Genomic DNA, 14488 nt, shown 5'->3' with positions numbered 1-14488 from the left:
CGGCGGTTCTCCGTACAGGGCCGCGCGAGGTGTCCGCGCGGCGGGTGGGTCAGTCTTGCGGCTCGGCGGCCAGCGGTTTTGCCGGCGCCGCCGGCGCCGTCGGTTCGGCCGCAAGCGCCTGTTGCAACGTGTCCAGCGCATCCAGGATGGCCTCGGGTGTGGCGGGCGCGCGCAACGGTGGAGCATGTTGCGCGCCCGGCACCGCCGCGGCGATCGCGTCGCGAATCGCAAGAAACACCGAGAACGGTAGCAGTAACGGCGGCTCGCCCACCGCTTTCGAGCGGAACACGGTCGGCTCCGCGTTGCTGTTTTCATACAGCCGCACATGAAACGCGGCGGGCGTATCGCTGACCGCCGGAATTTTGTACGTCGACGGTGCGTGCGTCATCAGACGGCCTTCGCGGTTCCACCAGAGTTCTTCGCTGGTCAGCCAGCCCATCCCCTGGATAAAGCCGCCTTCCACCTGGCCCAGATCGATCGCCGGATTGATCGACTGACCGGCATCGTGCAGCGCGTCGACGCGCACCAATTTCCATTCGCCGGTCAGCGTATCGACGACGACTTCCGACACCGCCGCGCCATACGCGAAGTAATAGAACGGATGACCGGTCAGCGTTTGCGCATCCCAATGCACTTTCGGCGTCGCATAGAAGCCGTCCGACCACAACTGCACGCGCGCGAGATACGCGGCGTTGACCAGTTGCTCGAACGGCATCGCGCCACCGTTCGACGCCACGGCGCCGTGCGCGAATTGCACCTCCGCCGCCTCGCCGCCAAGCAGCCGGGCCGCGAGTTCGGCGAGCCGCGCGCGGATCTTCCGCGCGGCATCTTCGGCGGCCATACCGTTCAGATCGCTGCCGGTCGACGCCGCGGTCGCCGATGTGTTGGCGACCTTCGACGTATCGGCGGCCGTCACGCGCACGCGCGCGAGCGGCAGGCCGAACTGGTTCGCGACCACCTGCGCGACCTTCGTGTTGAGCCCCTGGCCCATCTCGGTGCCGCCATGATTGACGAGCACCGAGCCGTCCTTGTACACGTGCACGAGCGCGCCGGCCTGATTCAGGAACGGCACGTTGAACGAGATGCCGAACTTGACCGGCGAGAATGCAATGCCGCGTTTGAGCACCGGACTGCGCGCGTTGAATTCGGCAAGCGCCGTGCGGCGTGCGCGATAGCCGCTCGACTCGAGCAGCGCGTCGGTCAGCGGCGCGATTACATTGTCTTCGACGCGCTGCCCATACGGCGTCGTATCGCGCTCGCCGACGCCGTAGTAGTTGGCGAGCCGCACATCGAGCGGATCGAGCCGCAGCTCGCGCGCGATGCTGTCGAGCAGCACCTCCATCACGAGCGCGCCCTGCGGGCCGCCGAAGCCGCGAAACGCAGTGTTCGACTGCGTGTTGGTCTTGCAGCACAGCGCGACGATATCGACATCGGCGAGGTAGTACGCATTGTCGAAGTGGCACACCGCGCGGGTTGCGACCGCGCCCGAGAGATCCGCCGAATAGCCGGCCCGCAACGCGATTTCGACACGCACGCCGGCAAGGCGTCCGCGCGCGTCGAAACCGGCCTCGTATTCGTAGACGGCGTCGTGGCGCTTGCCGGTGATCATGAAATCGTCGTCGCGATCGGCGCGCAGCTTGACCGGCCGGCGCAGCCGCTGCGCGGCGAGCGCGGCCACGCACGCGAACAGCGCCGACTGCGATTCCTTGCCGCCGAAGCCGCCGCCCATGCGCCGGCATTCGCACACGACGTTGTGCGCCGGCCAGCCGAGCATATGCGCGACGACCTGCTGCATTTCGCTCGGATGCTGCGTCGAGCTATAGACAAGCATGCCGTCCATTTCCTTGGGCAGCGCGTACGCGACCTGGCCTTCGAGATAGAACTGTTCCTGGCCGCCCACTTCGAACGTGCCTTTGATCCGATGCGGCGCGGCTGCGATCTTCGCGTCCGGGTCGCCGCGCCGCAGATGCAGCGGCGGCAGCACGAACTGCTTCGCGGCTTTCGCTTCGGCGGCGGTGAGGATCGCGTCGAGCGGCTCGTAGCGGATCACGTTGTCGCTTTTCGCGAGCGCGGCGGCGCGGCGCGCCAGTTCGTGCGTTTCGGCGATCACCGCGAACACCGGCTGGCCCAGATACAGCACTTCGCTCGCGGCGAGAATCGGGTCGTCGTGCAACACCGGGCCGCAATTGTTTTCGCCGGGGATATCGTCGGCGGTCAGTACCGCGATCACGCCCGGTGCGTTGCGCACCGCGTCGAGATCCATCGATACGATCCGTGCATGCGCGTGCCGCGACAGACCGAGCGCCGCGTGCAGCGTGCCGTGCAGTTCGGCGATGTCGTCGGTATAGGTCGCTTCGCCGCTGACGTGCAGCGCGGCCGATTCGTGCGGCAGCGGCACGCCGATCGACGCGTCGTCGAGCGCCGCCGCATGCAGGCCGGGGTGGGCGCCGGCACTCCCGACAAAGGCTTCAGTGCGGTTCATCACGGCGCCTCCCTGACGATGGCCGTGTCGGCTTCGAAGGCGAACGCGTTCACGTCGCGCAGCGCAAGCGGCGCATCGTCGCGCGTTTCGAGATAGAAGCGCCACAGCAGATTGCGCGCGACTTTCAGCCGGTAGGCGCTCGATGCGCGCATGTCGGTGAGCGGCTGGTAATCGGTGGCGAGCGCAGTCATCGCGCTGCGTGCGCTCGCTTCATCCCACGCCGCGCCGGTCAGTGCCGCTTCGGTCTGCGCGGCGCGCTTCGGCGTGGCCGCCATGCCGCCGAACGCGACGCGGGCCGCGCGGATCGTGCCGTCTTCCGCCACACGCAGCGCGAACGCCGCGCACACCGCCGAGATGTCCTGGTCGTAGCGCTTCGCGACCTTGTAGGTGCGAAAACGCAGATCGCCGGCCGGGCGGGGCACGCGTAGCGCGCTGACGAATTCGCCGGCCGCGAGCGCGGTCTTCTGATAGCCGGTGTAGAACGCGTCGAGCGGCAGCGCGCGGGTCGCGCGGTCATGGCGCAACACGACCTCGGCGCCGAGCGCGAGCAGCGCCGGCATCGAGTCGCCGATCGGCGAGCCGTTCGCGACGTTGCCGCCGAGCGTGCCGGCATTGCGGATCGGCAGCGACGCGAAGCGCGCCCACAGTTCGGCGAGTTCGGGGTAATCGGCGGCGAGCGCGGCGAACGCGTCTTCGAGCGTGGCGGCCGCGCCGATCGTCAGCGTCTGCGCGTCGCGTGCGATCGTTTTCAGCTCGGTGACGTTGCCGATATACAGCACGTCGCCGAGATCGCGGAACTGCTTGGTGACCCACAGGCCGACATCGGTGCTGCCGGCGACGATACGCGCGTCCGGATGCTGCGCGCGCAACGACGCGAACGCGTCGAGTGTGAGCGGGGCGTAGAACGTCGCGGAGCCGAACGACGCGCCGCGTGCGTCGGGTGCCGTGTATTCGAATGTGCCGGTGCGTTGCAGCGCGTGCAGCGTGCTCGCGACGGCTTCCCGGTCGAGCGCGCAGCGCGGATGCCGTGCATCGTCGAACATCTTTTGCGTCGCCTCGACGATCGGGCGGTAGCCGGTGCAGCGGCACAGATTGCCGGACAGCGCCGCGTTGATTTCGTCGCGGGACGGCAGACCGGCGCCGGCCGGCTGGTTTTCGTACAGCGCCCACATCGACATCACGAAGCCGGGCGTGCAGAAGCCGCATTGCGAACCGTGGCAGTCGACCAGCGCCTGCTGGACCGGATGCAGCGCGCCGTCGGCGGCGCGCAGGTCTTCGACGGTGAAGAGGGCGCGGCCATCGAGCGTCGGCAGGAACTGGATGCACGCGTTGACCGCTTTCAGCGCCAGCGCGCCGTGCGGGTCGAGTTCGCCGACGACGACCGTGCAGGCGCCGCAGTCGCCTTCCGCGCAGCCTTCCTTGGTGCCGGTGCAGCGCAGGTCCTCGCGCAGGTACTGGAGCACTGTGCGCGTCGCCGGGACGCCCGCGACCTCGCGGACGGTTCCCTGGTGATAGAAGCGGATGGTTGGCGTTGTCATGGCGAATCGAAGGACAGTGCGGACCGGGCGCGCGTTACGCATGGGGTCGCCGAAGCCGGCCTCGCGCACGTAGATCGCCATCCAGATTCGAAGATAGCACTACCCCGGCCCAAAAATATTTCCCGAACCGCATGAAGCGTATTCGGCGGCGGTCATGGTGTTTGTACGATTCGGGCCGCGGCGGGAAGTTGCGCGGGGTGGGGCGGCGGGCGGAAGGGCAGACGGCGGGGGAAGGTAACGGATTCCGTAGACGAAAAAACGCCGGCCTTCGGATTGCCGCCGACGAAAGGCAACACGAAGGCCGGCGCGTGTTCCGGCAGGTGGCGCGATGGAGCAGGGACGTTGAATTTGCCGGCGGGATCGCCGCCGGAATTCGCCTGCTCCAGATGCCCGGGACTTAACCCGCGTCAGGCAATCCGGCGGCGATTGCGGATCAGGCTCAGCACCAGCGCCAGAAACGCGACCGCGAAGCCGACCAGCGACCACATCGGCAGCGTCAGCCCGAGAATCGGCGGATAGGCGGTCTCGCACAGGCCGGCGACCTTGAACACGCCCGGCAGCCAGTGCGCGGGCGGCAGACTATCGACGATCGGCTGCAGCGCGTCGAAGCCGCAGCTGAAGCCGGGGTTCGCCTGGATATACACATGACGCACGGCGGTCACGAGACCGGCCAGCGCCGACAGCGTCGCGAGCACTTCGAGCACGCGCACGCCGCGCCAGCTGTTCAGACGCGAGCTGAGGAACGCGAAGATCGCGATCAGCAGGAAGAAGTAACGCTGCAGGATGCACAGCGGGCACGGGTCCTCGTGCATGAAGAACTGCAGGTACAACGCACCGCCCACGAGGGCGACGCAGATCAGGGCGAGCAGAACCAGCAGGGAGCGCTCACGGCGCAGCATCGCGGAATCGTTATTCATGGGTCGTCGAATGGTTTGAAATCGGAAAAAATGGCTGCTCGCGATTCTAGCGCGAACCCTTGACAGGCCGCTTATTGCCAGACGATTGCCGGGCCGCTGAACGCGATCCGCCGCGCGCTGCTCAGCGGATCGCGTTCAGCACCGCCTCGGCGGCCCGGCCGATCGCGAGCAGCGCATCGTCGGCATGCGGCGCCGCCGCGAGCATCAGCCCGACCGGCGCGTCGCCGCGCAGATGGCACGGCAGCGACAGCGCGCAGCTATCGAGGAAGTTGAACGCGCTCGGATTGCGCAGGATCAAGCCGTTGGTGCGGGTAAACGCGTCGTCGTCGTTGACCAGATCGGCCACGCGCGGTGGCACGACCGGCACAGTCGGCATCACGACCGCGTCGAAGCGCTGCCACAGCGTGCGGGCGGCTTCGTCGAGCATCGCCGCGCGCTCGGCGAGCAGATCCAGATAGTCGATCGCGGTGGCCGGCTGGCCTTTCAGGATACGCGCGAGCACGCGCGGATCGTACTGGTCGCGATGCTTGTCGAGCAGCGGACGATGCCACGCATACGCTTCGATCGGCGAAAAGCCGATGCGGTTGATTTCCGGCAGCCGGTCGAGCGGCGCGAAGCGCACTTCGCTGACGAGCGCGCCGGCCGCTTCCAGATGCTTGAGCGCGGTATCGACCGCGCGCGCGACTTCCGGCTCGACGCCGTCGGTCACGTAGTTGGTCAGCACGCCGAGGCGCACGCCGTCGAGCGGATGCGCGGCCGGCACGCGCGGTTCGAGCCCCGCGAGCATCCGGTCGACCAGCGCGCAGCACGCGACCGATACGCCGATCGGACCGAACGAATCGAGTGTCGTCGACAGCGGCACGCCACCCTGCTTTGGGATCCGCGCGGCGGTCGGCTTGAAGCCGGTCAGCCCGCACAGCGCGGCTGGAATGCGGATCGAGCCGCCGGTGTCGGTGCCGAGCGCGATGGCCGCCATGCCGTCGGCAACCGAGGCCGCCGCGCCCGACGACGAGCCTCCCGAAATCCGCTCGTCGCCTTTGACGCCGCGCCGGTACGGCGACAGCGGATGACCGTAGTGCGGGTTCAACCCGAGCCCGGAAAACGCGAACTCGCTCATGTTGGTGCGACCGACGATCACCGCGCCGGCCCGCTTCAGGCGCGCGACCGCCACCGCGTCGGCCTGCGCGGGCGGCGCGTCGGCGAGCACGGTCGAGCCCGCGCGGGTCGGCTGACCCTCGATATCGAACAGATCCTTGACCGACACCGGAATCCCGGCGAGCGGCGACAGCACGGTGCCGGCCGCGCGCAGCCGGTCGTGCGCGTCGGCGGTCGCGCGCGCGGCGTCGGCGTCGACGTGCATAAAGACCGTGGCGCCCTGGCCGGTTGGGTCTGCGATCCGTTCGAGCGCGGTTTCGACGAGCGCGCGGCTGGTGGTGCGGCCGGCGGCGAGATCGGCGGCAAGCTGGGCAAGCGGCGGGAAGGGGAGGAATTCAGTGGCCATGATGTTCGTTCAGATCCGGTTGAAGCGGTTGAATGAGTGAAGCCGGTTGATCGGTTGGCGGCAACGGCCGCAACGACGGGTGGGCGGCGCGCTCAGATGCGATTGAACAGCGTCGCGCGAAACGCCTCGATATGCTTTTGCACCGAACGCCGCGCGCCTTCGGCATCACGCGCGCGCAGCAGGTCGAACAATTCGACGTGTTCGTCGTGCACGTCTTCCAGATGATGCGGCTCGGACAGCGAAATGAACCAGAAGCGCAGCGAGCGCTCGTGCAGTCCGCGCAGAATTTCGGCGAGCACCGGGTTGCGCGAAGCAGCGGAAATCGCCAGATGAAACTCGCGGTCGATGTCCATCATGCCTTCGACGTCATGCGCGGCCACGCACGCGGACGAGCGTTCGAGCAGCGCCTGCATCGCGTCGTAGTCGTGCTGCTGCGCATGGCGCGCGGCCAGTTCGACGCAGTAGGTCTCGTTGACGAGACGCACGTCGATGATCGCGAGCACGTCGTCGAGCGACACCGGCCGCACCATGATGCCCTTGCGCGGCATGATCGTCAGCATGCCTTCGTGGACCAGCCGGTGCAGCGCCTGGTGCACCGGAGTTCTGCCGATGCCGGTCAGCGCCATCAGCTCCGCCTCGTTGAGCACCTCGCTGGGGCGCAGGCGCATCGTAATGATTTCGCGTTTGACGAACTCGTACGCCTGTTCGGCGAGGCTGCCCGCAGCGCTTGCGCGGGAAGACTGGGAGGGGCGGGCGGTCTGCGAAAGCGTCATGAAGAGGAGGAACGGGCAAGGTCGCCCGCATTGTAGAGCAAGGTTTTGCGCGGGCGGCTCAGATATCTCACCGGTATCTCACCCAGCCGTCTCACGCGCCGTGCGTTACATTGACGCGCGGCATCAGCAGCGTGACGAGCCCGCCGACGATCAGCGCGCCCGCGATCAGCACGAGCCCGAACGTCACGCTGTGCGTCGCGTCCTTGACGATGCCGAGCACGTACGGGCTCACGTAGCCGGCGAGGTTCGCAATCGAGTTGATCACGGCGATGCCGGCGACAGCGGCCGTGCCTTGCAGGAAAGTCGTCGACATCGACCAGAAGATGCCGAAGCCCGCGAGGATGCCGACATACGCGATCGACAGCCCCGTGACCGCAAGCGGAATCGAATGCGTGACCGAGGCGCTGCCGAGCAGCCCCGCCGCGCCGACAAAACAGCACACCGCGTAGTGCCAGCGCCGCTCGCCGGTGATATCCGACGATCGCCCGATCACGATCATGCCAATGCCCGCCGCGAGATACGGGATCGCGGTAACGAAGCCATTGGTCACGAGGTCCGTCACGCCGAGGTCCTTGACGATCTGCGGCAGCCAGAACGAAAAGCCCGCGTTGCCGGTGACGAGGCAGAAGTAGATCAGCGTCAGTATCCAGAAGCGGCCCGAGCGCAGCGCGGCCATGAGCCGGTGCTCAGCGCCCGCCGTCGCGGCCGCGCTGTTGTCCCGTTCGAGGCGGCTCAGGATCACGCGCTTTTCGTCGGCGGAGAGCCATGCGGCTTCGGCCGGCGTGTTGCGCAGCACCGCGAGCGCCCAGAAGCCCGCGAGGATCGACGGAATACCCTCGATCAGGAACATCCACTGCCAGCCGCGCAGGCCGTGAGTCTCGTGCAGCGCCGACATCAGGAAGCCCGACAGCGGCGCGCCGACGATGCCCGCGACCGGGATCGCCGCCATGAACACCGCGACCATGCGCGCGCGGCGGTCGGCCGGAAACCAGAAGGTCAGATACAGCACGACGCCCGGCACCAGCCCGGCCTCGGCCACGCCGAGGAAGAAGCGCAGCACGTAGAACATCGTTTCGCTGCGCACGAACATCATCAGACAGGACAGCAGGCCCCACAGCATCGTGATACGGGCGATCGTCGCGCGTGCGCCGAATTTCTTCAGCAGCAGATTGCTCGGCACCTCGAACACGAAGTAGCCGAAGAAGAAGATCCCCGCGCCGAGCCCATAGGCTGCATTCGACAGACCGAGGTCGCCGGTGAACTGCAGCTTCGCGTAGCCGATGTTCACGCGATCCAGATACGACAGCACGTAGACGAGAAACAGGAACGGCATGATTCGCCACGTGATCTTGCGCAGCGCGGCGGCTTCGAGCCACGCGTCGCTCGACGGCGCGGCGTTGACGGAGAGCGTAGGGGTACTCATGGGGGCCTCGTGGCGTCGGAAAGAGAGCGACGCGGTTGTGCGACTTATTCGACGATCGGCAACGCGCGCACGCAGTACGCGTGGCGCAGCGTGCGCTTCAGCACGGGGTCGTGCAGCTCCAGTTCGAGCGCGTCGCCATCGGCCATGCCGACGATGCCGCCCTGTACCGCGAGCGTGCCGCAGAACATCGCCGCGTGCTGCGCGAGCGGCGCGCGCGCGAGCAGTTCGGCGGCGGGCAGCAGCGCCGCGACGCTGCCTTGCTGATAGACGCGCCGCTCGCCGTGTGAGATTGCATAGGCGCGCAGTTCCAGTTGATCCCAATGGCCAGCGACATCGTCGAAGAGCCAGGCGTCGCGCGCGAGCGGCTTCGGACACACCTGTTTCGACACCGTCACGCCATAGGCCTCGACTTCGCGGTCGGTATGGTCGGAGCCGATCGTGACGAGCAAGCCCGCCCCGGTTTGCAGCAGCACGCACTCGGCTTCGCCGCTCGATCTCGCGCCGACCACGTCGATCTGTTCGGCCTGCGTCAGCAATTGGGCGCCGAGACGGTAGAAGCACGGCGTGGTCGACGGGCGCTTCACGCCCAGTTCGGCGAGTTCGGCGATGTGATGCTCGATCGCGGCCTGGTCGCGGCCCGCCCAGCCCGCGATCGTCAGACGATTGACTTCGATCTGCTCGATGCGGCGGCGGCCCGCATTGTCTTCGAGGTTGAACGGCAACTGCGGCATAGAGTGGCTCCATGAAAATATTGCGCAAATATTATTGTGATATTTCACAGGCGTCCAGCGTGTCAAAAATGGGAAGGAGGCGTGAGCGGTGCGCGTTGCTCGCACTGGGCCCCCCGGATTTTCTGGAATCGCGGGTCTTCCGCGAGCAATGCCTTTGTTACACTGGCCTTTCTGAGATTACGTTTCTGTAAGGAAATGCTCATGCACCATGGCATCGGCTTCATTCAGGATCTGGCCGTCGTGATGGCGTTCGCGGGCCTCGTCACCGTGCTGTTCCATCGGCTGAAGCAGCCGGTGGTGCTGGGCTATATCGCGGCCGGGGTGATCATCGGGCCGTACACGCCGCCGTTCCAGCTGATCCACGACGAACAGACGATCCAGACGCTCGGCGAACTCGGCGTCGTGTTCCTGATGTTTTCGCTAGGACTCGAATTCAGCCTGCGCAAGCTGTTCAAGGTCGGCGTGACGGCGATCGTCGCCGCGCTGTCCGAGATCGTGCTGATGCTGTGGATCGGCTATGAGATCGGCAGCGCGTTTGGCTGGAATTCGATGGATTCGCTGTTCCTCGGCGCGATTCTCGCGATTTCGTCGACGACGATTATCGTCAAGGCGCTGTCCGATCTGGGGCTCAAACGTGAGAGCTTCGCGCAGCTCGTATTCGGCATTCTGATCGTCGAGGACATTCTCGGCATCGCGATGCTGGTGCTGCTGACCGGCATCGCGCAGACCGGTCAGTTGAGCGCCGGGCTGGCCGCGATCACGCTCGGCAAGCTGCTGCTGTTCATGCTGGTGTCGCTGCTGGCCGGCGTGCTGATCGTGCCGCGTGCGCTGAACTACGTCGCGCGCACGCGCAGCGACGAGATGCTGCTGGTGTCGGTGCTCGGCTTCTGCTTCGGCTTCTGTCTGCTGGTCGTCAAGCTCGACTACAGCATCGCACTCGGCGCTTTTCTGATCGGCGCGATCATGGCCGAGTCGCGTCATCTGCATCGTATCGAGCATCTGATCGCGCCGCTGCGCGACGCCTTTTCCGCCATCTTCTTCGTGACGATCGGGCTGATGCTGAACCCGGCTGTGATGCTCGACTACGCATGGCCGATCGCGGTGATCACGTTCGCGGTGATCGTCGGCAAGATCGTGTCGTGCGGGCTCGGTACGTTTCTCGCCGGGCGCGACGCGCGCACGTCGATGCGGGTCGGCATGACCGTGTCGCAGATCGGCGAGTTCTCGTTCATCATCGCGTCGCTCGGGCTCACGCTGAAGGTGACGAGCGGCTTTCTGTATCCGATCGCGGTCGCGGTATCGGCGCTGACCACGCTGAGCACGCCGTATCTGATCCGCGTCGCCGATCCGCTGACGCAGCGCCTCGCACGGGCGATGCCCGCCACGCTGTCGAACGCGTTCGGCCTGTACGGACAATGGCTGCGCAGTCTCGGCACCGCGCGCGGCGAGCCGACGCTATTGAGCCTGACGCGGCGCATCGTGCTGCAGATCGCGGTGAATCTCGCGCTCGTCGCGGCGATTTTTCTGGCGGTGTCGTATACCGCGCCGCAAACCGGGAGGCTGCTCGCGAACTGGCTCACCGACGCGTCGTTGCAGCGCGTCGTGCAATGGAGCGTCGCACTCGTCGTGTCGCTGCCGTTTCTGGTGGCGGTGTATCGGAAGACCAAATCGCTGGCGCTGCTGCTCGCCGAAGTCAGCGTGCAGCCGACGATGGCGGGGCGTTTCACGAGCGCGCTGCGCTATGCGATCGCCGACGTCGTGCCGATCGTGTCGATGATCGGCGTGTTTTTGCTGGTCGCCGCGCTATCCGGCAGCATCCTGCCGCCGACCGGTCTGCTCGTCGCGGTGCTGGTCTGCGCGGCGCTGCTGCTTGCGCTGGTGTGGCGCTGGTGCGTGAAGATTCACGCGTCGATGCAGATCGCGCTGCGGGAGACGTTCAACGAGCGGCCGGACCCGTAAGCGCTTCGAAATAAACGCTTCGAAATAGAGGCTTTGTGTCGAGCTTCGAAACAATGTGAGTAATTGTGTGCGGGTTTGCCGGGCCTGCTGTGCTGGCGGATAATCAGGGCATATTCATTCGTTCGCGTGAAAGGCGCCCGTCCGACAGTCATGAGCGAAAACAAACCTGACAACGCCGACACGACCGGCACTCCGTCGCCAGCCTCACCTGCTTCGAGCGCTTCGAGCGGCACGCCGCCAGGCGGCACGGCACGGGCCGAACCGGCCGCGTCGCTGCCTCCGTTGCGTGGAGATACGACCCAGTCCGCTGCCCAGGATACGAATCCGGCCACCGAAGAAGCGGCTGTCAGGTCGTCGACCGATGATCCGATCAGCGCGTCGGCCGTCACGCCGGAAGATCCGCGTGAGGCTCGCCTGCGCGATGCGGCCGAGGCGCGCAGCGCCGCCGCGGAGTCCACCGCGCGGCAGGAAGCCGCGGTCCACGAACGCGAAGCACGGCGCGGTGGCTCGCATGCGGCAGGTGCCGCGAGCGCCACGGCCACGAAAGCCGAGCCGTTGAAGCCGGCGGGTTCGATGTCCGCGAGCGGCGAGCTGCATACCGGCGCGGCGAATGCGACCGCGAGCGGTGCACGCCCGGCCGCCACGCTCGCCGACGACGTCGTCACCGAAGCCGACATTGCCACCGAGGACTCCGCGCCCGCCACCGCGCGGCCGGCTGGCGCGCCGCCGCCGGGCTTCGGCGCGGCGCCCGATTTCAGCGCAACCAATCCGCCGCCGCCCAACGCGTTGCCGCCGTCGCCGCCGCGCTATCTGCATCAGAGCGATTCGGCGTGGAGCGTGTTCGGCCGCATCATCGCGGCGCGCGCGCGGCAACTGTTCGATCGCGCGGGGCAGCGGATCACCCAGCGCACGCTGCGCATCGGCGTGTCGGCGCGGATCTTCCATCCAGAGCCGGGTGCGAAGGGGCTGCGCGGCAAGACGCTGCAGTATCTGGAGGAGTCGATCGCACATTGGGTGATGTCGCGCGATGTGCTGGTGTTCATGATTCCGACCGTCGGCCATCAGGGCATGCTGCATCCGAGCAATATCCGCCTGCGCGATTACGCGAAAAATCTCGACGGCCTGTTGCTGCAAGGCGGCGCCGACGTGTCGCCGCAGACCTACGCGGAAGCGGCGTTGAGCCACGAATGGCCCGGCGACCGCGTGCGCGACATGTACGAGCTCGAACTGCTGCACGAGTTCGTCGAGTCGGGCAAGCCGGTGCTCGGTGTGTGCCGCGGCTGTCAGCTGATCAACGTCGCGTTTGGCGGCACGCTGTATCAGGACATCGCGACCGATGTGCCGACCGCGAACGTGCACGTCAACGAAAACTACGATCAGCACCGGCACGGCGTTCATTTCCCGGACGGCTCGACGCTGCTCAACATGTTCCCCGGGCGGCGCGACGCGATCGTCAACTCGATCCACCATCAGGCGGTGAAGACGCTCGGCCGCGATCTGAATATCGAGGCGGTGTCGGCGTCGGACGGCATCATCGAGGCCGTGCGTTACCGGCGCGCGCCGTTCGTGATGGGCGTGCAGTGGCATCCGGAGTTTCATCGCGCGGGCGGGGCGGAACTGCTCGATTGCACGCCGCTGCTCGATACGTTCCTGCGGGTCGCGCGGGAGACGCGGTTTTAGGGGCAGGTGCTGCGCCGCGTTGGCGTTTGTCTTTGCCTTTGGCGGAAATCAAAGGCTCGACGGAAAAAGAAAATCTATGGTCACCCCCGTTTTTGCAACACTGATCTTCGATGTTGTGGTTGGCTTGCCTAAATCTATCCGGCGTCGTTGTGGGGATCGCTCCCCGCGCCACGATGAGAATCGCGCCTGACGATCCTAAAAAAGCCCGCGGCTTCGAAGGCCAATTTCTTTGACAGGGTGTTCGCCAGGCCGGTGTGCCGTTCACGTCATCAAATTTCAGCGGTCGCAAAACCAGGAAGTCGGAACTTCACAAAGCGTGGATGAGAGTCGGGGGCTCAGACTTGTAAGGCACCCGCTCCCGCATCGAACGTGCTGTTGCGCGTTGCCAGCGCCCAGGCGGTTCGCGCCAGCTTGTTGGCAAGAGCGCAGGCCACCACGTTTGAGTGTCGGCGTGTGAGCATCGACCGAACCCATGCGGCCAACCGGCCTGTCTGCCGGTCCAGCCGCTGCATGTAGGCTCTGGCGCACTGCACAAGCAGGCGACGTATATTTTTGTCTCCGCGTTTGCTGATGCCCAGCAGGTTTGCCTTGCCGCCCGTACTGTACTGGCGCGGCACGAGACCGATGGACGCCGCGAAGTCCCGACTGCAGCCGTACTGTTTGCCATCGCCCATTTCGGAGGCGAGTACGCTCGCCGTGATCGGACCGACACCCGGGATGCCTAGCAGGCGCTGGCCAAGGTCATCATCGGCCAGTTGCCGGGTCAGCTCTGTCTCGATTTGGTCGATCTGTTCGCTGAGATACTTGAAGTGGGAATGCAAACGATCGAGGATCGCCACCAGTCGCGGTGGGAGCGAATGCTCGGAGAGAACTGCCGGCAGGCGCTTGATGACAGCCTTTCCAATCGGCAGACTGATGCCAAATTCGAGCAGGAAGCCGTGCATCTGGTTGCATGTCTTAACGCGATCCCGAACCATAGATTCGCGAAGTCGGTGCAAGGTCGAGAGCGTTTGCTGCGATTCTGTCTTGGGCGTCACGAAGCGCATGGCCGGACGTGACGCTGCTTCGCAGATTGCTTCCGCGTCTACGAAATCGTTCTTGTTACTCTTGACGAAGGGCCGCACAAACTGCGGCGAGATGAGTTTGACCTGATGCCCGAAGCCAGCAAGTTTCCGGGCCATGTGATGAGCGCCTGCGCAGGCTTCCATGACCACCGTGCAGCAGTGAAAGGTGGCGAAGAATTCAATCAGCTGCTTACGACTCACCTTCCGGCGGAACACGGCTTTGCCGTGCCGGTCCTGACCGTGAAGATGAAACGAATGCTTGCCCAGATCGACTCCAACCAGCGTCACGGTCTGCATGATGGCCTCTCCAGAAAAGAAAACACCCTGCAGCGTAACCCGCGTGCAGGGTGGGGGTGACCATCTCATTAAGCCCGGCTATGCAGAGTAGCCGGGCTTTTTTGTGCGTGTCGTTTAGAGCGG

At 66.0% G+C, this 14488-nt stretch carries 10 protein-coding genes; 2 read left to right on the top strand and 8 right to left on the bottom strand.

Translation table 11 applies throughout. The annotated features are described in order from the left end of the window. Positions 1 to 49: 49 nt before the first annotated feature. The 7 genes from xdhB to L0U82_RS13245 form a co-directional block, all read right to left on the bottom strand. A complete protein-coding gene (xdhB, locus tag L0U82_RS13275; RefSeq protein WP_233831585.1) occupies positions 50 to 2482 on the bottom strand; it encodes a xanthine dehydrogenase molybdopterin binding subunit in 2433 nt (810 codons plus the stop codon). Then, entirely contained in the window at positions 2482 to 4020 is a 1539-nt protein-coding gene (xdhA, locus tag L0U82_RS13270; protein ID WP_233831583.1) for a xanthine dehydrogenase small subunit, read from the bottom strand. The genes xdhB and xdhA overlap by 1 nt, the downstream gene beginning before the upstream one ends. 407 nt (positions 4021 to 4427) lie before the next feature. Next, positions 4428 to 4937 carry a disulfide bond formation protein B gene (locus L0U82_RS13265; protein WP_233831581.1) on the bottom strand — a complete coding sequence of 170 codons (510 nt, stop codon included), beginning with the start codon at positions 4935 to 4937 and terminating at the stop codon, positions 4428 to 4430. Positions 4938 to 5058: 121 nt separating this feature from the next. After that, positions 5059 to 6438, bottom strand: coding sequence for an amidase (locus tag L0U82_RS13260; protein WP_233831579.1), 1380 nt, complete (start codon positions 6436 to 6438; stop codon positions 5059 to 5061). 92 nt (positions 6439 to 6530) lie between these two features. Further along, positions 6531 to 7211 carry a GntR family transcriptional regulator gene (locus L0U82_RS13255; protein WP_233831578.1) on the bottom strand — a complete coding sequence of 227 codons (681 nt, stop codon included), beginning with the start codon at positions 7209 to 7211 and terminating at the stop codon, positions 6531 to 6533. Between the two features lie 91 nt (positions 7212 to 7302). Next, positions 7303 to 8634 (bottom strand): MFS transporter, encoded by a 1332-nt coding sequence (locus L0U82_RS13250; RefSeq protein WP_233831577.1) that lies wholly within the window; start codon positions 8632 to 8634, stop codon positions 7303 to 7305. A gap of 44 nt (positions 8635 to 8678) precedes the next feature. Beyond that, complete coding sequence (locus L0U82_RS13245) at positions 8679 to 9365, bottom strand: DUF2848 domain-containing protein (protein WP_233831576.1); 687 nt, start codon at positions 9363 to 9365, stop codon at positions 8679 to 8681. 201 nt (positions 9366 to 9566) lie between these two features. Between L0U82_RS13245 and L0U82_RS13240 the strand changes: the two genes are divergently transcribed. Both L0U82_RS13240 and L0U82_RS13235 read left to right on the top strand, forming a co-directional pair. After that, the gene (locus L0U82_RS13240) at positions 9567 to 11324 is read left to right on the top strand and encodes a cation:proton antiporter (RefSeq protein ID WP_233831575.1); all 1758 of its coding nucleotides are present in this window, start codon (positions 9567 to 9569) and stop codon (positions 11322 to 11324) included. Positions 11325 to 11474: 150 nt separating this feature from the next. Continuing rightward, positions 11475 to 13004 carry a type 1 glutamine amidotransferase gene (locus L0U82_RS13235; RefSeq protein ID WP_233831574.1) on the top strand — a complete coding sequence of 510 codons (1530 nt, stop codon included), beginning with the start codon at positions 11475 to 11477 and terminating at the stop codon, positions 13002 to 13004. Between the two features lie 335 nt (positions 13005 to 13339). Here L0U82_RS13235 and L0U82_RS13230 read toward each other — a convergent pair whose 3' ends face one another. Continuing rightward, entirely contained in the window at positions 13340 to 14365 is a 1026-nt protein-coding gene (locus L0U82_RS13230; RefSeq protein ID WP_233831573.1) for an IS110 family transposase, read from the bottom strand. Between the last annotated feature and the right edge of the window lie 123 nt (positions 14366 to 14488).

It is taken from the genome of Paraburkholderia sp. ZP32-5 (assembly GCF_021390495.1).
Taxonomy (GTDB): domain Bacteria; phylum Pseudomonadota; class Gammaproteobacteria; order Burkholderiales; family Burkholderiaceae; genus Paraburkholderia.
The sequence above is the reverse complement of the archived record's forward strand: the minus strand, read 5'-3'. Positions and strand labels throughout refer to the sequence as shown.

Coding starts and splice junctions, on each gene's coding strand:
- xdhB (WP_233831585.1), bottom strand. CDS start 2,482: ATGAACCGCACTGAAGCCTTTGTCGGGAGTGCCGGCGCCCACCCCGGC.
- xdhA (WP_233831583.1), bottom strand. CDS start 4,020: ATGACAACGCCAACCATCCGCTTCTATCACCAGGGAACCGTCCGCGAG.
- L0U82_RS13265 (WP_233831581.1), bottom strand. CDS start 4,937: ATGAATAACGATTCCGCGATGCTGCGCCGTGAGCGCTCCCTGCTGGTT.
- L0U82_RS13260 (WP_233831579.1), bottom strand. CDS start 6,438: ATGGCCACTGAATTCCTCCCCTTCCCGCCGCTTGCCCAGCTTGCCGCC.
- L0U82_RS13255 (WP_233831578.1), bottom strand. CDS start 7,211: ATGACGCTTTCGCAGACCGCCCGCCCCTCCCAGTCTTCCCGCGCAAGC.
- L0U82_RS13250 (WP_233831577.1), bottom strand. CDS start 8,634: ATGAGTACCCCTACGCTCTCCGTCAACGCCGCGCCGTCGAGCGACGCG.
- L0U82_RS13245 (WP_233831576.1), bottom strand. CDS start 9,365: ATGCCGCAGTTGCCGTTCAACCTCGAAGACAATGCGGGCCGCCGCCGC.
- L0U82_RS13240 (WP_233831575.1), top strand. CDS start 9,567: ATGCACCATGGCATCGGCTTCATTCAGGATCTGGCCGTCGTGATGGCG.
- L0U82_RS13235 (WP_233831574.1), top strand. CDS start 11,475: ATGAGCGAAAACAAACCTGACAACGCCGACACGACCGGCACTCCGTCG.
- L0U82_RS13230 (WP_233831573.1), bottom strand. CDS start 14,365: ATGCAGACCGTGACGCTGGTTGGAGTCGATCTGGGCAAGCATTCGTTT.